General features: G+C 67.2%; 21 protein-coding genes. 9 read left to right on the top strand and 12 right to left on the bottom strand.

Translation table 11 applies throughout. The annotated features are described in order from the left end of the window. Positions 1–30: 30 nt before the first annotated feature. The gene (locus AC3AP7_RS16220) at positions 31–798 is read left to right on the top strand and encodes a type II secretion system protein N (protein ID WP_475767423.1); all 768 of its coding nucleotides are present in this window, start codon (positions 31–33) and stop codon (positions 796–798) included. Here AC3AP7_RS16220 and AC3AP7_RS16215 read toward each other — a convergent pair. Further along, entirely contained in the window at positions 782–1,174 is a 393-nt protein-coding gene (locus tag AC3AP7_RS16215) for a hypothetical protein (RefSeq protein WP_475767425.1), read from the bottom strand. The two genes, AC3AP7_RS16220 and AC3AP7_RS16215, sit on opposite strands and share 17 nt — an antisense overlap. Before the next feature lie 243 nt (positions 1,175–1,417). On the opposite strand from AC3AP7_RS16215, the gene AC3AP7_RS16210 reads away from it, so the two are divergent. Next, positions 1,418–1,930 carry a MarR family winged helix-turn-helix transcriptional regulator gene (locus tag AC3AP7_RS16210; RefSeq protein ID WP_475767427.1) on the top strand — a complete coding sequence of 171 codons (513 nt, stop codon included), beginning with the start codon at positions 1,418–1,420 and terminating at the stop codon, positions 1,928–1,930. 142 nt (positions 1,931–2,072) lie between these two features. Next, positions 2,073–3,635, top strand: a complete 1,563-nt coding sequence (locus AC3AP7_RS16205; RefSeq protein ID WP_475767429.1) for a DHA2 family efflux MFS transporter permease subunit — start codon at positions 2,073–2,075, stop codon at positions 3,633–3,635. Positions 3,636–3,756: 121 nt separating this feature from the next. On the opposite strand, the gene AC3AP7_RS16200 is transcribed toward AC3AP7_RS16205, so the two are convergent. The 4 genes from AC3AP7_RS16200 to ada form a co-directional block, all read right to left on the bottom strand. Next, positions 3,757–4,203 carry a hypothetical protein gene (locus AC3AP7_RS16200; protein WP_475767431.1) on the bottom strand — a complete coding sequence of 149 codons (447 nt, stop codon included), beginning with the start codon at positions 4,201–4,203 and terminating at the stop codon, positions 3,757–3,759. A gap of 98 nt (positions 4,204–4,301) precedes the next feature. After that, positions 4,302–5,906: a glutamate--cysteine ligase gene (gene gshA / locus AC3AP7_RS16195; protein ID WP_475767433.1), complete on the bottom strand. Its 1,605-nt coding sequence runs from the start codon at positions 5,904–5,906 to the stop codon at positions 4,302–4,304. A 292-nt stretch (positions 5,907–6,198) separates the two neighbouring features. Continuing rightward, the gene (locus tag AC3AP7_RS16190) at positions 6,199–7,113 is read right to left on the bottom strand and encodes a DNA-3-methyladenine glycosylase family protein (protein ID WP_475767435.1); all 915 of its coding nucleotides are present in this window, start codon (positions 7,111–7,113) and stop codon (positions 6,199–6,201) included. Then, on the bottom strand, positions 7,110–8,249 hold the full coding sequence (gene ada, locus AC3AP7_RS16185) for a bifunctional DNA-binding transcriptional regulator/O6-methylguanine-DNA methyltransferase Ada (RefSeq protein WP_475767437.1): 1,140 nt from the start codon (positions 8,247–8,249) through the stop codon (positions 7,110–7,112). Before ada ends, AC3AP7_RS16190 begins: the two co-directional genes overlap by 4 nt. 389 nt (positions 8,250–8,638) lie before the next feature. Between ada and AC3AP7_RS16180 the strand changes: the two genes are divergently transcribed. Next, complete coding sequence (locus AC3AP7_RS16180) at positions 8,639–9,043, top strand: VOC family protein (RefSeq protein WP_475767439.1); 405 nt, start codon at positions 8,639–8,641, stop codon at positions 9,041–9,043. A gap of 40 nt (positions 9,044–9,083) precedes the next feature. Here AC3AP7_RS16180 and AC3AP7_RS16175 read toward each other — a convergent pair whose 3' ends face one another. Beyond that, positions 9,084–9,638, bottom strand: a complete 555-nt coding sequence (locus AC3AP7_RS16175; protein ID WP_475767441.1) for a YaeQ family protein — start codon at positions 9,636–9,638, stop codon at positions 9,084–9,086. Positions 9,639–10,272: 634 nt separating this feature from the next. Further along, entirely contained in the window at positions 10,273–10,614 is a 342-nt protein-coding gene (gene sap1 / locus AC3AP7_RS16170; protein ID WP_475767443.1) for a surface attachment protein Sap1, read from the bottom strand. A gap of 568 nt (positions 10,615–11,182) precedes the next feature. Between sap1 and AC3AP7_RS16165 the strand changes: the two genes are divergently transcribed. After that, positions 11,183–11,347, top strand: a complete 165-nt coding sequence (locus tag AC3AP7_RS16165; protein ID WP_475767445.1) for a hypothetical protein — start codon at positions 11,183–11,185, stop codon at positions 11,345–11,347. A 45-nt stretch (positions 11,348–11,392) separates the two neighbouring features. Here the strand turns inward: AC3AP7_RS16165 and AC3AP7_RS16160 are convergent, their stop codons facing one another. Next, entirely contained in the window at positions 11,393–11,827 is a 435-nt protein-coding gene (locus tag AC3AP7_RS16160; protein WP_475767447.1) for an HIT family protein, read from the bottom strand. A 180-nt stretch (positions 11,828–12,007) separates the two neighbouring features. Here AC3AP7_RS16160 and AC3AP7_RS16155 point away from each other — a divergent pair, with 180 nt between their 5' ends. After that, positions 12,008–12,328, top strand: coding sequence for an ecotin precursor (locus AC3AP7_RS16155; RefSeq protein ID WP_475767449.1), 321 nt, complete (start codon positions 12,008–12,010; stop codon positions 12,326–12,328). Between the two features lie 267 nt (positions 12,329–12,595). Continuing rightward, on the top strand, positions 12,596–12,796 hold the full coding sequence (locus AC3AP7_RS16150; RefSeq protein ID WP_475767451.1) for a hypothetical protein: 201 nt from the start codon (positions 12,596–12,598) through the stop codon (positions 12,794–12,796). A 70-nt stretch (positions 12,797–12,866) separates the two neighbouring features. On the opposite strand, the gene AC3AP7_RS16145 is transcribed toward AC3AP7_RS16150, so the two are convergent. Further along, the gene (locus tag AC3AP7_RS16145) at positions 12,867–13,031 is read right to left on the bottom strand and encodes a hypothetical protein (RefSeq protein WP_475767453.1); all 165 of its coding nucleotides are present in this window, start codon (positions 13,029–13,031) and stop codon (positions 12,867–12,869) included. A gap of 336 nt (positions 13,032–13,367) precedes the next feature. Here AC3AP7_RS16145 and AC3AP7_RS16140 point away from each other — a divergent pair, with 336 nt between their 5' ends. After that, on the top strand, positions 13,368–13,526 hold the full coding sequence (locus AC3AP7_RS16140) for a hypothetical protein (protein WP_475767455.1): 159 nt from the start codon (positions 13,368–13,370) through the stop codon (positions 13,524–13,526). Between the two features lie 31 nt (positions 13,527–13,557). Here the strand turns inward: AC3AP7_RS16140 and AC3AP7_RS16135 are convergent, their stop codons facing one another. The 3 genes from AC3AP7_RS16135 to mnmE form a co-directional block, all read right to left on the bottom strand. Then, the gene (locus tag AC3AP7_RS16135) at positions 13,558–13,683 is read right to left on the bottom strand and encodes a hypothetical protein (protein ID WP_475767457.1); all 126 of its coding nucleotides are present in this window, start codon (positions 13,681–13,683) and stop codon (positions 13,558–13,560) included. A 194-nt stretch (positions 13,684–13,877) separates the two neighbouring features. After that, a complete protein-coding gene (locus AC3AP7_RS16130; protein WP_475767459.1) occupies positions 13,878–15,131 on the bottom strand; it encodes a tyrosine-type recombinase/integrase in 1,254 nt (417 codons plus the stop codon). 158 nt (positions 15,132–15,289) lie between these two features. Next, positions 15,290–16,684 carry a tRNA uridine-5-carboxymethylaminomethyl(34) synthesis GTPase MnmE gene (gene mnmE / locus AC3AP7_RS16125; RefSeq protein ID WP_475767461.1) on the bottom strand — a complete coding sequence of 465 codons (1,395 nt, stop codon included), beginning with the start codon at positions 16,682–16,684 and terminating at the stop codon, positions 15,290–15,292. A gap of 343 nt (positions 16,685–17,027) precedes the next feature. Between mnmE and AC3AP7_RS16120 the strand changes: the two genes are divergently transcribed. Continuing rightward, complete coding sequence (locus tag AC3AP7_RS16120; RefSeq protein ID WP_475767463.1) at positions 17,028–17,435, top strand: helix-turn-helix domain-containing protein; 408 nt, start codon at positions 17,028–17,030, stop codon at positions 17,433–17,435. The last annotated feature ends 8 nt before the right edge of the window (positions 17,436–17,443 follow it).

Below are 17,443 nucleotides of genomic sequence, written 5' to 3'. Positions count from 1 at the left end.
GGCCCCGGGCGGACAGCGCGGATGAACACGATGCGAAGACTACGCGCGGCGTTGCCGTGGCTGCTGGTGGCGCTGCTGTCGAGCGGCGGGATGATGCTGGCGCTATTGCCGGCGGCGTGGATCACGCCGCAGTTTGCGAAGGCGTCCGGCGGACACGTGAACCTCGTCGAGCCGGCCGGCTCGCTGTGGCAGGGCTCGGCCGCGCTGATGCTGGCGGCGGGCGCGGATGCGAGCGCGGCAACGCTGCTGCCGGGACGGCTCGAATGGCACACGGCGTTCTGGCCGCTCTTCACCGGCCGCGTGCAGATGACGATGGCGCACAGCGAGGCGATGCCCGCGCCGGTCACGCTCGACGCGAGCCGCACCGGCGCGCGCGTTTCGCAAGGGGAGATGGCGGTGCCGGCGGCGCTGCTGAGCGGGCTCGGCGCGCCGTTCAACACGCTCGATCTGCACGGCACGGTGCGGCTTGCGTGGAGCGACTGGCGCAGCTTCGGTCACCGCGCGTTCGGCCAGTTGACGGTGACGCTGACCGACGTCAGCTCGCGGGTCTCGCGCGTGAAGCCGCTCGGCTCCTACCGCGTGGTGCTGCAGGCCGAGGGCGACCGCTCGACGATCGACCTCGCGACGCTGAAAGGGCCGCTGCTGCTGAGCGGGCACGGCGTCGTCGGCGCGGCGTCGACGGTATTCAACGGGACGGCGAGCGCGGCGCCGGACGAGCGCGACAATCTGGCGGGATTGCTGAATCTGCTGGGCCGTCCGACCGGACCCGGCACAGTGGCGCTTACCTTCGTGCGCTGAGCGGCCGCGCGGCCTTGCCGGCGATGCTGCGCGCGCTCGCCGTGGCGTCCGCGCACGCGGCGCCGTGCCGGCACGGTGCGGCACGGCAGGCCGTGCCGCGGGCGGCTGTCGTCGGCGAAAGGGGGGAGCGGGCGTCGGCGGCGCCGCGCGGGCGCGCCGCAACCGGTGCCGTCTGCGGCCGGAATCCGGACGCGCGGCGCGTACGCCGATGCCCGAGCCATGCGACCAGCAGCACCCCGAGGGAGCCCCCCGGCAGGACGAACAACGCGACGTACATCCCCAGCTTCAGCCAGCGATAAGGCCCGTGGAACGCGGTGACAGCGTGCTCGTGCAGCGAGCGGCCCATGCCGCTCAGGCTCTGTTTCAGGTACAGCATGACGGGAATCCTCTGCCCGGCGCTGCGGGCGGCGGGCGGCAAAACGGTCAGAACATGGTCTCGTTGAGTGCTTAACTCATTGCCCAACATAATATTGACTATGCAATCAAATTTCAAGATACTGGCGGCAATTGAACGGGCCGTGTTGTTTTCATGTGCAGCGCGCCCTGTTGCCGGATTGACCCGGTTGCCCGGGCCGCTAGAATCCACCGGGCTTCCCTTGATGTTGCGAGCCGACTTGCGATGACCGACGGTCCTTATCGAGCGGACGAGATTCACCTCGAATCGAGTCTGGGCTATTACCTGACGAAGGCGCGCAACGTGCTGGTGGCGCGCACGGACCGCGCGGTCAGGCCGCTCGGGCTGACCGCGCAGCAGATCGGCGTGATCCTGATGCTGTCGTGCGGCCGCGCGGACACGCCATTCGAGCTGTCGCGGGCGATGTCGTACGACAGCGGCTCGATGACGCGCATGCTCGACCGGCTCGAGAAGAAAGGCTTCGTCGTGCGCGCGCGCAGCGACGCCGACCGCAGGATGGTCCGGCTCGCGCTCACGCAGCACGGACGCGACGTCGCCGGGCAGCTGCCGGCGCTCGGCGCGGCGGTGCTCAACGAGCAGTTGCGCGGCTTCAGCGAGTCTGAACTGGCCACGCTGACCGCTTTGCTCGGCCGCCTGATCGCCAACGGTTCCGGCGATGAGGACGAGGGCGAGGCGGGCGCGTCCGTGCTGCGGGGCCTGCAACAGCACGAGGCCTGAATAGGGGCAAGTTATCGATACCGTGCCGCATCGGCGGTTGAATATCTGTCTGGGCAGAAGATGATCTGGCATAAAAATGCCTGCGTGGCATCGTGCGATATGCATGCTGGATCAACCTTTTGTCGCCTGTGGAGAGTGGATCATGAGTGCTTCGGCGCCCGCTGTAGCCGCACCCGCTGACGAACCCGCGCCGCTCGCCGGCGGCACGCTCGCGCTGCTGACCGTTGGCCTCGCGCTCGGGACCTTCATGGAGGTGCTCGACACGTCGATCGCGAACGTCGCGGTGCCGACCATTTCCGGCAGCCTGGGCGTCGCGACGAGCGACGGCACCTGGGTGATCTCGTCCTACTCGGTGGCTTCCGCGATCGCGGTGCCGCTGACCGGCTGGCTCGCGCGCCGGGTCGGCGAGGTGCGGCTGTTCACGATGTCGGTGATGCTGTTCTCGCTCGCCTCGGCGATGTGCGGCCTCGCGCACAACTTCGAATCGCTGATCGCGTTCCGGCTGCTTCAGGGGCTCGTGTCGGGGCCGATGGTGCCGCTGTCGCAAACCATCCTGATGCGCTCGTATCCGCCCGCCAAGCGCGGCCTTGCGCTCGGCCTGTGGGCGATGACGGTGATCGTCGCGCCGATCTTCGGTCCGGTGATGGGCGGCTGGATCACCGACAACTACACGTGGCCGTGGATTTTTTACATCAACGTGCCGATCGGCGTGTTTTCGGGGGCCATCTCGTTCATGCTGCTGCGCGGGCGCGAAACGAAGACGACCCGCCAGCGCATCGACGCGGTCGGGCTGGCGCTGCTCGTGATCGGCGTGTCGTGCCTGCAGATGATGCTTGACCTCGGCAAGGACCGCGACTGGTTCAGCTCGCACTTCATCGTCGCGCTGGCGATCATCGCGGTCGTCGCGATTGCGTTCCTGCTGGTGTGGGAGATGACCGAGGAGGAACCAGTGGTCGACCTGTCGCTGTTCCGCGATCGCAATTTCGCACTCGGCGTGCTGATCATCTCGTTCGGCTTCATGGCGTTCTTCGGCTCGGTGGTGATCTTTCCGCTCTGGCTGCAGACCGTGATGGGCTACACCGCCGGGCTCGCGGGCCTCGCGACTGCGCCCGTCGGACTGCTCGCGCTGGTGCTGTCGCCGATGATCGGCCGCAACATGCACCGGCTGAACCTGCGGGTGATCGCGAGTCTCGCGTTCATCGTGTTCGCGTTCGTGTCGCTGTGGAATTCGACGTTTACGCTCGACGTGCCGTTCGGGCAGGTGATCGAGCCGCGTATCGTGCAGGGCATCGGCGTGGCGTGCTTCTTCGTGCCGATGACGACGATCACGCTGTCGAGCATTTCGGACGAGCGGCTCGCAAGCGCATCGGGGCTGTCGAATTTCTTCCGCACGCTCTCCGGGGCGATCGGCACGGCGATCAGCACGACCTACTGGGAAAACGACACGATCTACCATCATGCGGTGCTGGCCGAATCGGTCAGCACTTACGCGCCGAATACGACTGCCTATTCGGACTCGCTCGCGAGTCTCGGCCTCGCGGGCCAGAGCGTGACGGCCCAGCTGAACGAGATCGTCACGCAGCAGGCGTACATGATGGCCACCAACGATTTCTTCAGGATCTCGTGCGCGGCCTTTCTCGTGCTCGCCGTGCTCGTATGGATCACGAAGCCGCGCAAGGGCGTGGCGGCGTCCGCCGGCCACTGACGCGGCGCGGCCACGCCGGCGAGCGGCGACCGCTGCCGCGTGGGCCTGCCTCGTGGGCCGTGTGCGCCGTGTGCCGCGCCGACGGCGCGTAGAACGCTGATTGTGCCGCTGATTGTGCCGCTTACTGCGGCGTCGCTGCGGCCGCCGCCGCGGCGCTGCCGGGATCGGCGGGCACGGCGCTCGCGACGCCGCTTCTGACGAAGGCCTTGAAATCGGCCCCCGCTTCCCATGGATTCGGTTTGCAGCCGAGCGCGCTGTCGCAATGGGCCGCGAAGCCGATGGTTGCCGAGCCGTCGTCGTTCCGGGTACGCGTGATCTGATACGCGAGCGCGCGCTTGCCGCCGTCCGGACCGGTCGTCTGGATCAGCGTATCGGTCGCGGTTTCGATCTTGTAGCGCGAGTGCTGGGTCACCCAGGTCTGCGCACGCTGCCACCACAGATCGCATTCGGTCTGGCCCGAGCAGGTGAGCGGCGTGGTGGCGATCTGCATCACGTCCGGATTGATCGGCCCGCTCGTCGAGCAGCCCGCGGCCAGCACGCACAGTGTTGCCAACAGAGTCTTTTTCATCGCGTTTCCTCCCCTGATCGCGTTGCGCGGATGCGCGCAGCGCCGATCCTTTCTTGTTGGACCCGCGGCGGCGGGTAGCGTTGCAGGGTGCGCGCCGTCTAGACGCTGAAGCGATTCAGCGTGTACGCACCGTACGCTGCAACGAAAGCATCGAATGAGCCCGCTTCTTCGCGTTCGAGTTTTGCCTGCTCGTCGAGCGATTGCGCGGCCAGCGCGACAAAGGCCTGATGCCGTGCGGCATCGAGCGGCCGCGCGCGGAAATGGTCGGCATGCGCGGCGCTCTGCGCGAGGCCGAACGCGAGGAAACCCTGCTGACGCTCGCGCATCGTCTGCAATACCCGCGCCGACGGCGTCAGCGACGGGTCCGCGAGCTTCGCGCGCTGTGTGGCGACGGTTTGCGCGTGCGCGTCGTCGCCGCGCAGCGCATCGAGCGCACGCGCGGCCAGGTCGATTTTCGCGAGCAATTCGTCGGCCCACGCGCGCATCGCGACGGGCTGGCCGTCGCGTTCGAGTTGCAGGTCCGGCTTGCGCCCTTCCATCGTCACGCGGCCGAAATTGCGATTCGCTTCGGCATAGGCGGGCGGCGGCAGCAGCGGGCTGTCGTCGAGTGCGCAGACGAGCAGATACGCGTCGAGAAAGCGCGCGGTATCGAGCGCGATGCCGGTCGGCTCGAACGGATCGATATCCATGCAGCGCACCTCGACGTACTGCACGCCGCGCGCGGCGAGCGCATGCAGCGGCCGCTCGCCCGGATGCGTGACGCGCTTCGGGCGAATCGTCGAGTAGAACTCGTTTTCGATCTGCAGCACGTTCGTGTTGATCTGCACCCACTCGCCGTCGCGTTGCGTGCCGATGGCCTCGTATGGCGGATACGGCTGGCTGACGGCTTGCGCGAGCGCGTCGAGGTAGCCGGGCAGCGTGTCGTAGTCGATGTGCAGTGCGGTCTGCCCGGTGGTGTTCGAGTAGCCGAGGTCGCTCATGCGCAGGCTGGTCGCGTACGGGCGGTACAGCGTGTCGGCGTCGAAGGTGTCCAGCGTGTGCGCGCGGCCGCGCAGAAAGCGCCGGTCGAGTGCGGGCGACGCGCCGAACAGGTACATCAGCAGCCAGTTCGTGCGGCGAAAATTGCGGATCAGCGCGAGATAGCGCTCCGACTGGAAATCCACCGCGCTTGCCGTGGAACGCTGATCGGCCTGCAGCAGGCGCCACACGTCCTCGTGCAGCGAGTAGTTGTAGTGGATGCCGGCGATGGTCTGCATCGTGCGGCCGTAGCGCAGCGCGAGACCGATCCGGTACACGTATTTCAGCCGGCCGATGTTCGACGTGCCGTAGCGCGCGATCGGGATGCCCTCGTCGGTGTCGGGCAGCAGCGAGGGCATCGAGTTGTTCCATAGCATCTCGTCGCCGAGCGATGCATAGACGAAACGATGCAGCTCGTCGAGCCGCTCCAGCGTGAGCGCGGGGTCGGGCTCGGCGGGCGTGATCAGTTCGAGGAGCGCTTCCGAATAGTCGGTGGTCAGCGACGGATGCGTGAGCGCCGAGCCGAGCGCGCGCGGATGCGGCGTCATCGCGAGATGGCCGTCGCGCGTGACGCGCAGGCTCTCCTTTTCGATGCCGCGCAGGCCGTGTGCGAGCGCGTCGCCGGTCAGGACGGACAGGCGGTGCGCCAGCGGATCGGAAACGCGGGAAGGTGTCGTATTGGGCATCGATGCGGGTCGAACGGCGCCGGCCCCGTTGGGCCGCGCATCGGCGGTTCGCCGCGTGCGATGACGTCGTCCGGTGTCATTTTCATTAGCGGGCACTTTAACATCTCGCCCAAACCCCTGCTTGACGCGGGTTTAGACACGCGGCGCCCGCCGCGCGGGCCGGTTCGCGCGGCGCGCAGCGGCATGACTGGCGGCGCTGCGGCGTGTGCTCAGGCGTGCGCTCAGGCGTGTGCTCAGGCGTGTGCTCAGGCGTGTGCGCCGCCCTGCGCCCGCCCGCCCCTGACGTGCCGCGCTATCCGCCGCGCGCGGCGCCCGCGCGGTCGGCTACCTCGTTCCACAGATGCATCGCCGCATAGGCGCGCCAGGGACGCCACGCGTCGGTGCGCGCGCGTTGCAGCGACGCGCGTGCGAGCGTCGGGTCGCGTGCGGCGATGACCTGCATCAACACCAGATCGGTGGCGGGCCATGCGTCCGGGTCGCGCCATGCGCGCATCGCGATGTACTCGACGGTCCACGGGCCGATGCCGGGCATTGCCAGGAGCCCCTCGCGTTGCGCGAGCGGGTCGGCGCCCGCGTCGTCGAGCGGCAGCGCGCCCGACGCGACCGCGGCCGCGAGCGTTTGCAAGGCCGCGACCCGCTTGCCGGGTATGCCGATCTGCGCGAGGTCGGCTGCGGCCAGCGCGGCCGGTGTGGGGAAGCGCCATGCGGTGTGCTCGTGAGGATGGGCATCGATGCGCTCGCCGGTGCGCAGCACGAGCCGGCCGATGATCGTCGTCGCCGCTTTCACGCTGATCTGCTGGCCGACGATCGCGCGCACCGCCAGTTCGAACGCCGACCACGCGCCGGGCACGCGCAGCCCCGGCGCGGCGGCGATGAGCGGCGCGAGCCACGGATCGGACGCGAAGTGCGCGGCCAGCGCGCGCGGCTTCATCCGGACGTCGAACATGCGGGCGAGCGGCGCGGCGATGGCGTCCGCGTGCTGGCTCACCGGGCCTTCGAGGCACGCAATCAGGCAGCGCCTGCGCGGATGCGGACGCACGCTGAGCGTGCCGGCCGCGCCGGCCCACTCGATTGCGCGCCGGTATGCGCCGTCCTCTACGGCCTCGACGCCGGGGGTCGCCCGTCCGGCGAAAAATCGCAGCATGCGTGCCCAGTCGAACGGTGCCTTGTACGGCAACTCGACGATCGCGGCAACCGGCGCGCTCACGCAGCCGGCTCCAGACCCGGGACCGGCGCGGCGTCGCGATTCGCGTCGGGTGCGTCGTCGTGTCCGTGTTGCTGCGCGTGATGCGCCTCGGCTTCGAGCAGCGCCGCCTTGCGCGCGAGCCCCCAGCGATAGCCGGCAAGCGCCCCGCTCTTCTGGACGACGCGGTGGCACGGAATCGCGAGCGCAACCGGATTCGACGCGCAGGCGCTGGCAACGGCCCGCACCGCGCGCGGCGTGCCGAGCACGGCGGCGATCTCGGTGTAACTGCGCGTCTGACCATACGGGATGCGCCGCAACGCGTCCCACACGCGCTGCTGGAACGCGGTCGCGGCAATGTCGAGCGGCAGTTCGAAGCGCTCGCGCGTGCCGCGCAGATAGGCGTCGATCTGCGCGACGAATGGCGCGAGGTGCGCGGTGTCCTCCCGCAGCGTCGCGTGGGCGAATGCGTGACGCAGGTCGGCGACGAGCGTGGCGCGATCGTCGCCGAACGCGATCCGGCAGATGCCGCGCGCGCTTGCCGCGATCAGCACGACACCGAGCGACGTCGGTGCGCACGTGTAGTGCAGCGTGAGCCCCGCCCCCTTGCGCCGATACGCGGACGGGGCCATGCCCAGCTCCGTCGGCGCGCTTTCGTACAGTCGCGACGAGGAGCCGAAGCCCGCGTCGACGCTGGCGCGCGTGACGCCGGCGCCGTCCTGCAGCGCATCGCGCAGCGCGGCGCCGCGCTGCGCGGCCTGATACTGCCGCGGCGACACGCCGACCACGCGCTTGAACAGACGCTGCAGATGAAACGGACTGACGTGCACCGCGTCGCTCAGTTGCGCGAGCGTGAGACGCCGCTGCGGCTCGGCATCGAGCGCGGCGCATGCGCGCGCGACGATCGCGAGTTCGCGCGGCAGGCCGCCCGGCTGACAGCGCTTGCAGTCGCGATAGCCCGCCGCGCGCGCGGCGTCCGCGCTGGCGAAGAACGCGACGTTCTCGCGGCGCGGCGGCCGCGACGCGCACGACGGACGGCAAAACACGCCGGTGGTGCGCACCGCGTAGAAAAAGGCGCCGTCGGCCTGCGCATCGTGCGCACGGACGGCGGCCCAGCGCTCGTCGTCGGTCGGCCACTGGGAAGGGAGGGCGGAATTCATCGTGCACCTGTGAGGAGAATGGCGATGCTCACCACTGTAGTGTCCATCCTGTCACAGTACGCTCCGGTTCTTGCTCTGTCATTGGGGAGGCGCGGCGGGTGCCGCCGGACATCTTTATAGGGGTCGGTGCAGGTTAAAGCGCGGCAAAGCGCCACGCCCTCGGGTTTTCCCTTAAAAAGTTATTGCGTCGCACCAACCGGGTGTGTATAGTGGTTCCTGTCTCCTCCATGTCTCCTCCTGATATGGATTCAGCCCGCTCCCAGTGAGCGGGCTTTTTTTTGCCCGCGATTTGCCGGCGATTTGCCGGTTGCGGTTTCACCTACACTGGCAGACATCCGCTGCCCGCGCATGGGCACCGTGAGGCACCATCGGCCTTGGGGGCGTCTGCCATGAAGATTCACATTCGCGAGATCGATCACGTGGTGATCCGGGTTGCCGATCCGGCGGTCTGCAAGCGTTTTTACTGCGATGTCCTTGGCTGCAGCGTGGAAAAGGAGCAGCCCGAACTCGGCCTGATCCAGCTCCGGGCGGGCCGTTCGCTGATCGACCTGCTGCAGGCCGGCGCGCCGATCGACCTGCCTGAGAGCGGCGTGCCGGGCGCGGGCCGGAATATGGATCACCTGTGCTTGCGGATCGAGGCTTTCGACGGCGACGCGCTGCGCGCCCATTTCGACGCGCACGGGGTGCGTACCGGCGAGACGGCGGTCCGCTATGGCGCGGACGGCTTCGGGCCGTCGCTGTACCTGTTCGACCCGGAAGGCAACCGGGTCGAACTGAAAGGCTCGCCGGACTAGAGCTAGAGGCGGGCTTGCCGCAATGAGCGCGGCGGCGCCGCTAGACGGTCACCGGCGCCTTCAGGACGCTCCATTCGATCGGCACCGGATTCGTCTGCGCGTTGCCGAGCCAGGCCGCGCCGTCCTGTACCGTGCATTGCAGGCGCATCGTGCGCTCCGCGAGCCGGCCGAGCGCGGCGGCCGCCTCTTCGTCGAACGACCACACGGTCACGTTGCGCAGCCGGTCGAGTTTGTGGCGCACGCCCTGCCACCAGATATCGGTGGCCTTGCCGCCGTACGCGACGACGACGACCTCGCCGGCGCGGCCGCTTGCCTTCGCGATGCGCCGCTCGTCGGGCTGACCGACTTCGATCCATGTTTCGATCGCGCCCGTCAGATCCTTTTGCCACAGATCGGGTTCGTCGGTGTCGGACAATCCTTTGCAGAATTCGAGCCGTTCGTGCGCGAACAGCGCAAACGCGGCGACGCGCACCATCATGCGCTCGTCGGTTTCCGACGGGTGACGGGCAATCGTCAACGCGTGATCGCCGTAGTAATGGCGGTCCATGTCGGCTATCTGGAGTTCCGCCTTGTATATCGTCGATTTGAGAGCCATACCGCACCATCGGTCCACGCAGGCGGACCATCAAGAGAAAAGAGCCGCGGCGGCACGGCGTGCCGGCCGGGTTGCGGAAGCGGGTTGCCGGATGCAGCGCGCCGCGTCCGCCGTTTTTCCAGAAGCAGTTTGCGTGCCGTGATCGGCCTGGAGGCCGCACCTTACACGCCCGCGGCCACCGGACGCAAGGCCTCGATCACGATAACGGCGCTGAATGACAGTTGATGCGACGGGCCGACGCCGATCGCATGGCGGCGATGGCGCGCCGTCAGTGCGCTTCCTGTCGTGATGGCCGAGAAGGCCGAGAAGGCCGCGATACCCGCGATGGGCGATGCGGACGAGCGGCAATTTTTACATCACGGATGGGAAAAGACGGGCGGGTTCTGGCGCGCGAGGCCGAATGCCGGGGCGACGGGCCGTTGGCGCACCTGGCCTAGGAAAGCACGCGAAGAAAGCCGCCTGCGCCGTCGAGGCTCGCCGGCAATGTTCTGTTCGATGCATCGACGCTGAATTCAGCGCCCGCAGCGCCCGCAGCTTACGCCGCCCGTGACAAGCCGGATCGGACGGGCGCACACAGGCCGCACGATTCGCCCGTTGGCGCAATCGCGCGCACTCTGCTGCAAGGGTGTCCGGCTTACTGCTTGATGAAGCGATCGTTTGCCCAGAGGCCTTCGGTATCGCTATTGCCGGCATTCACGAATTCGACGTCGTGACCGACGACGCGCACGACGCGAAAATCCGCGTGTTCAGGCGTCGAGATGCATTGATAGCCGGAGAAATATTCCTGCATTTGCTGCTGCTGGCCGGCCATCGAATGCTGGACGACGGCGTCGAGCTTGTCCTTCGATAGACAGCCGTACGCATTCGGCTTGAACTGGATGGTCTGCTGCGGCTTGATGATGCCGTCCTGGGCCTGTGCGGCAGACGCGGCCGCGAAGGCGGCCATGGCGACAAGAAGAGCGATTCGCGCTTTCATAGAGTGCCTCCTTGCGGGCTGTCGTTGATCAGGTTAGCTATGTATTTAACTTCCAGATCCGACCCGCAGCCTACACTCTAGAAGAACGCATGCAGACGACAAGCGCATCTTGTGTGCGTCTGCAACAGCGGAAAATGGTCGCGGCCTCCAGCCGCGCTGAACGGTTGCCGCGAAATGCGTAAACGGCCGGCAGTCAGAACGGAATCCTGAATGATCGAAATCACGTTGCGCCACGATGCATCACGCCGTGCCGCGAATATCCGTTTAAACGCGCTGCCATCATCCAGTCGCTTAATACCCTGTGAATCGCGTTGATGCGCCGCACACAAACTCATTCAACCGATTATTCAATACACGACAAATAAGCAGCCGGATACAGAATAAAAACAATGCCAGTTGCGCAAATCCGTTTCCCCGGCAGACGCATTTGCCGAGGAACAAAACGCGCTGCGTGTCCGCGCCCGACTGCGTATACCAGCTCGCGCGACTATGCGCGCGAGCCCACCATACAGGCACGCGGAGTGCGTCTACAATGGCATCGCGGGTTCTGCAACAGGAGGAAGCAGACATGGAACACCTGATACTTGGCGCGTTTCTGGTCGTGCCCCTGTTGATCGTTGCGTTCCTGTTCTCGGACGAACTGTGGCAGGAGCATCTGAACCGTGCGCATCGTCCGCACGCGTGGCATATGGACTGGCATCATCCGCTGCGCAGTCTGCTGCATCGCCATTAAGCGCGCGTTCAACTGCACTGAATCCGCTGGCGCAGGCTCCGGCGTCTAGCCCGCGGCGTTTTCCGCGAGACACGCGCGGATGCGCTGCGCGAATGCCTCAAGGGTGGCCTCGTCGGCCACCTCGCGCGCGTGCAGGCGCAACGGCACCCCGTCCCAGCGCGGAATCACATGAAAGTGCACATGGCCGACCGTCTGACCGGCGGCGGCGCCGTTGAACTGCCCAATGAAGACGCCGTCCGGCTGCAGCGCCGCGCGCACGGCAATCGCGATCCGGCGGGTCAACCGGATGCAGGCCGCGGTCGCGTCCTCGGAAAGCTCGAACAGTTGCGCCGCGGCTTCTTTCGGCACCACCAGCACGTGTCCGTCCGCCTGCGGCATCAGATCCATGAACGCGATCGTATCCGGCGTCTCCGCCACCTTGATGCACGGCAGCTCGCCGCGCAGGATTTTCGCGAACGGGTTGTGGTTGTCGTAAGTCATCGGGCGCCTCGTCATGGACGGCATGGTGATCGCCGCATCATGACCGTAGCCCGCCGCCGCCGCAAGCATCGGGCTTTCTTACCGGCGTAACGCAGGGTTACCACTTGCAGCATCTGTTTCCGCGTTTCGTGGCCACAATGGTCCCATCCTGACGACAGCGTCAGACAGCGGAGAAACCAAATGCGAAAGATAGCGGCAGCATTGTTGATGGCCGGCGGCATTGCCGTCGCAGGGCCGGCTTCCGCGCACGACGGCGCGAACATCGTGGGCGCGCTGATCGGAGGGGCGGTGATCGGGGCCGTCGTGAGTTCGGCGCTCAATCCGGCGCCGCCGGTCGTGTACGCACCGCCGCCCGTCTACGCGGCCGCGTATCCGGCGCCGGTGGTCGCGGCCGCGCCGCCCGCGCAGTACTGCTACGGGCCCGCCGGCGGCTACGTCCCGTGCGCGCCGGTGCCGGTGGGGCCGGCGGCCTATGCGCCGCCGCCTGCACCCGCCTGGTGAGGCCGGACACGGTCGGCGCGACGGTCCGACCAACTGGGCCGTGTCGTGCGGGGCGGTGCGGGCTGGTGCGGGAATGCGCGGGAATGCGCGGGCCGGCGCGGGCGCCCGTGTGGCTTGTGCGGGCGAGTGCAGCCAAGTGCAGGCCTGTGCGGGCCGCGGCGGCTCGTTGCCGGACGTCGTCATGCGCCGGCCGGCGGCATTCGAAGCCTGAATCTAAACGGTGCGGTACGCGCTAAAGTTTGGGCTGCGCCGGCCGACATTGAGGTCATGAACGATACAGAGCCCTCCTATTCTGGCCCGGCGCATGTCGGATACTTCGAAGCGCGCGCGCTCGCGCTGAGCGTGGCGGCTATCCGCAAGGCTCAGGGGAAGAGAAATCCGGTCGATTATGCGGTCGGCTCGCCCGACTGGGCCGAGTACGACGAGGACTTCGCGCGCGACGTGCTGCGTGCGCTCAACGGCGAGTAGTTCGTTCGCGCCCACGGTCACACAGGCCGATTGCGGCATTGTCGCGGCTGATCGGGGATCGCGCGCCCCGTCAATGACGATGGCGCAGCCAGTCGATGTGATGCGCATCCAGCCAGCGCTCGACGCGATCGCCGCGCTGGTCGGCATGACGGCGATGCGATAGCAGCCAAAGCACGACGCCCAGCATCACCATCACAACGGGCCCGAGCAGGTAGGCCATTACCGTCTGACTCATGACACCCTCCATCGACGACGCGCCCGTGTGCGCGAGCGCTCATTTCATTTTAGGCGATCGACGCGCCGCTGCATGCCCCCGCTGATCGCATGACGGGAAGCGCAGGACGTGCGCGATTGGTATGCCGCCGCACACAGCCATTTGTCAGATGATGCGAGGATGGCGTTGCGCTAGCCGGTATCCGGAGAGTGTGTGTGCAAAGTAAGCAGTGATTCGGCCTGTCTCGTGCGGGCCGTTTTTTTTGCTGCGCCACGCGCGACAAGGCCACTACCGGCGACCCGCGTGCCGATCTAATATTGATGTCGATGTGAACGGCATAATTTCGCGGAGGCCGCCATGGACGAAACCCTGATCGGCGTTGTCATGGGCGTCGCGGTGCTTTCGATCGCCAGCCTGCTGGTGGCGGCGCACTATCGGCGCGAACATCTGCGGCGGCGCATGATTTACACCATGCGTGGGCGCCGGCTACACGAGTTCACGCGCCGCCATCATTGACGTGCCCCGCCCCGCCCCGCCCCGCCCCGCCTCAGCGGATATGGTGTTTCTCGAACCAGCGGATTAGCCGCTCGCGGTTGACGTGCGTCGCGTGCAATGCGGTGCCGAACACGATCAGGATGGTTGCCATCGAGATCGCCAACATCGAGTCGGTCATGGCCGCCTCCGCTGTAGCCGTCGAACCTGTCTGAAGTGTAGTCGGCCGACAGGATAATAGCGGCAGGCGATGCGCGTAGCGTTGGAAACCTTGTGTGTCTAGTAAAAATAGTTAATATTCAAATAATTAGATATAGAGGCGCGGCATGTGTGTACCAAAAACCGTGCCACTCGGTGCACGGCATCCGCATGCGCCTAGCAGACCGCCGCTTTCGGACGGCCCGGCATATCCGCGAGCCATTGTGCGTCGACGAAATCCGCCCACGCCTGAATCACGCCATCCTCGCCGGTGGCGAGGATGGCGCGCTTGCGCCGGTGTTCCGCGCGCGCGGGGGAGGAAGGTGGCGGCGCGCGCCCCAGCGCCCGCGCGATCGCGTCGTCTGGGTGGCCCTGTTCGAGCAGGTGTGCTGCGGCGCTCCGGCGCCAGTCGTCGAGGACGAAATCGTCGACGCTCAGATCGAGTGCCGAGAGGGCCTGATTCAGTGTGCTCTTCGCAATCGGACGTTCGAGCGCGCCGCGCACGGTCGGAAAGGCGAACACAAGGGCGCGACCGGCGCGTGCGCCGTGTTCGCGCAGTTCGCGCAATAGCGCGACGGCCTGGCGCGACAGGACGATATCGCGCGCCGTGCCGCGGCTCGCACGGCGGGCGGGAACGGTCCAGCGCGCGGCATCGAGGTCGAATTCGTCCCACTTCGCTTCGATCAGCCAGGACTTGCGCACGAGCGTCAGCGCGAGCAGGTGCAGTGCGATCTTCAGCGGGCGGCGCAGGCCCGATGCGTGGATGCCGCGCAGCACCGCGCCGATTTCGTCGGCGCGCAGGACGCGCGTGCGCGCCGCGGGCGTGGCGATTTGGCGGGCGGGCACGGCGGCGGCGGGATTGCCGGACGCAAGTTGCTGTGCGATCAGGAACGCGTAGAGCCGCCGGATCACGTGGCGCGTATGCAGCGCCATGGCGGGCGAGCCGCGCGCCTTGATGTGCTCGCAGAGGGCGGCGACATCGTCGGCGCTGACCGCGCCGAGCGGCTTGCCGCCGATGGCCGGCAGCACGTCCTTGTCGAGCGCGCGGCGCGCGGTGCGGCGATACTCGTCGGACTTGCCGGCCATGGCGGTGCTCATGTAAAGCTCGGCGGCGTCGCGCAGCAGGTCGACGCGCTTTTCTGCGCCGCGGTCGCGCCGCGCGGCAGCGGCGGGCGACACGCCGCGCGCGACCATGTCGGCGTATTTGCGCGCGCGCTCGCGCGCGACGCGCAGCGAAATGCGCCGGTAGTCGCCGATCGTCGCGAGCGGCTGCCGTTTGCCGTCGAGCGTGTAGCGAAAACGCCAGACTTTCGTGCCGGTCGGCATGACTTCGAGCACGAGGCCGTTTCCGTCGGCAACCGAGTAGCGCGCCGCGCGCGGCGTCATTGCGCGGATCTGGGATTCGGTGAGCGGCGTGACGATTCTGGGCATGCGCGTGTTCGGTACACAGTGGGCTGCGTTACGTGAAAGTGCTGTCTTGTGTACCTACGATGGCGCACTCATGGCGGCCTGTTCCTCACGCAACGGGGAAGATTTATCCGCTATGGTAAGGCATTCTGTTGACGCTGTGGAAGCGGCATCCGGGCGGATCACTTGCCAATACAGAACCGGCTGAAAATTACGCCCAGCAGATCGTCCGACGAAAACTCACCGGTGATCGCATTCAGCGCCTCCTGCGCGAGTCGCAGTTCTTCGGCGAACAGGTCGAGCGCCTGTGCGTTCTGATCCGCATGCTGGGCGGCCGTCGACAGGTGGTCCGCAGCGGCACGCAGCGCGATCAGATGCCGTTCGCGCGCAAGATAAACGCTCTCCGCGCCCGCCTGCCAGCCGGCGATGCGCAGCAGTTCCGCGCGCAGCAGGCCAATGCCGTCGCCCTGTTTGGCCGACAGCCGCACCTCGCGCAGCTCCGGCGCTTCGTCCGGCCGGCTCGCCGCCGCCGGCAGGCCGGTCAGGTCGGTCTTGTTCAGGATGCGCAGCACCGGCACGCCGGCCGGAAACCGCGCCGCAATCGCGTGGTCGTCCGGGGTCATGCCCGTACGCGCGTCGAGCAGGTGCAGGACGACGTCCGCGCGCTCGATTTCCCCCCACGTGCGCGCGATGCCGATCTTCTCGACCTCGTCCTCCGTTTCGCGCAGGCCGGCGGTGTCGATGACGTGCAGCGGAATGCCTTCGATCTGGATGGTCTGGGCGACCTTGTCGCGCGTCGTCCCCGCGATCGGCGTGACGATCGCCAGTTCCGCGCCGGCCAGCGCATTCAGCAGCGACGATTTGCCGACGTTCGGCTGCCCGGCCAGCACGACCGACAGGCCCTCGCGCAGCAACGCTCCCTGGCGGGCCTCGGAGAGCACGTCCGCAAGCTGCGCGCGAATGCGGGCGAGCTTGCCGCGTGCGTCGGCGGCTTCGAGAAAGTCGATCTCCTCTTCGGGGAAGTCGAGGGTGGCTTCGACGAGCATGCGCAGCGTAATCACGTCGTCGACCAGCGCATGGATGTCACGCGAAAACGCGCCTTCGAGCGAGCGGCCCGCCGAGCGCGCGGCCGCCTCGGTGCTCGCCTCGATCAGATCGGCGACCGCCTCGGCCTGCGCGAGGTCGAGCTTGTCGTTCAGGAACGCGCGGCGCGTGAATTCGCCGGGCTGCGCGAGCCGCAAGCCGAGCGCGCGGCCGGCGTCGATGCAGCGCTGCAGCACCAGTTGCAGCACGATCGGGCCGCCGTGGCCCTGCAATTCGAGCACGTGCTCGCCGGTGTACGAGTGCGGCCCCGGAAAGTACAGCGCGATGCCGCGATCGAGCGCGGCGCCGTGTGCGTCGAGAAAAGGCACGTAATGCGCGTGGCGCGGCGCGAGCGCTTCGCCGGTGAGCGCGTGCATCAGCGGTTCGACGGCCTCGGCGCCGGCGCGGCCGAACGAGATCCGCACCACGCCGATTCCGCCGCGACCCGGAGCGGTGGCAATGGCGACAATCGGATCGGAATCGGTGGCGAGCATGGGATCGGTGGCGAACAGGAGCGGGAGGGAGGACAGCGGTCGATAAACGCGACGCATTGTAACGTGCGGCGGTCCGTCCCACTCGGGTCGGAGAGGCTGACGGGGCTTTGTCGGAAACTAGGATTTATCTTGCTCGCGATAAGATAAATCTTATCGGCCGCATCATGTTGCCGAGCGCGCACAGCGCAGGAAAATCGCTACCCGAAAGGGACCGGGCGAGCCCGCCAGAGCGAGAGCTACACGCGATTTTGCAGCGATCGTAAGCGAAAAATAGCCTAATTGCGTGAAATTATCGCCCAAACGGTTGTCCACTGAGCGGGCGCCGGATTGCACAATCTGGCCCATGCCGACATCCGACGAAAAACTGGCGTTCGCCAACAGGCTGCGAGAGCAGATCGCCCGCAAAAATGTGAAGGGCGGGACGCAGCTCGCGAGGGCGTTCAACCTGCTGCATCGCGGGGGACCGCCGGTCTCGCCGCAAACGGCGCACAAGTGGCTGACCGGCCGCACGATCCCGACGCCCGACAAGCTGCAGACGCTAGCGGACTGGCTCGGCGTCGGCGTGCACTGGTTGCATTATGGCCCGCCGCCGCGCGCGGCCGCCAAGGAGAAGCCGCTTGCACCCGGCGAAAAATATCCGCTGACACCGGAAGTGATCGAACTGGCGTCGAAAATCGAGGCGCTCGACCCGAAGGATCGTCTGTTTGTCGAAGAGTTCGTCGAACGGCTGTACGACACCGGCAAGCCTTGACGCCTTCT

It is taken from the genome of Paraburkholderia sp. PAMB 6770, from assembly GCF_057748135.1.
This window is presented reverse-complemented; position numbering and strand designations above follow the sequence as displayed.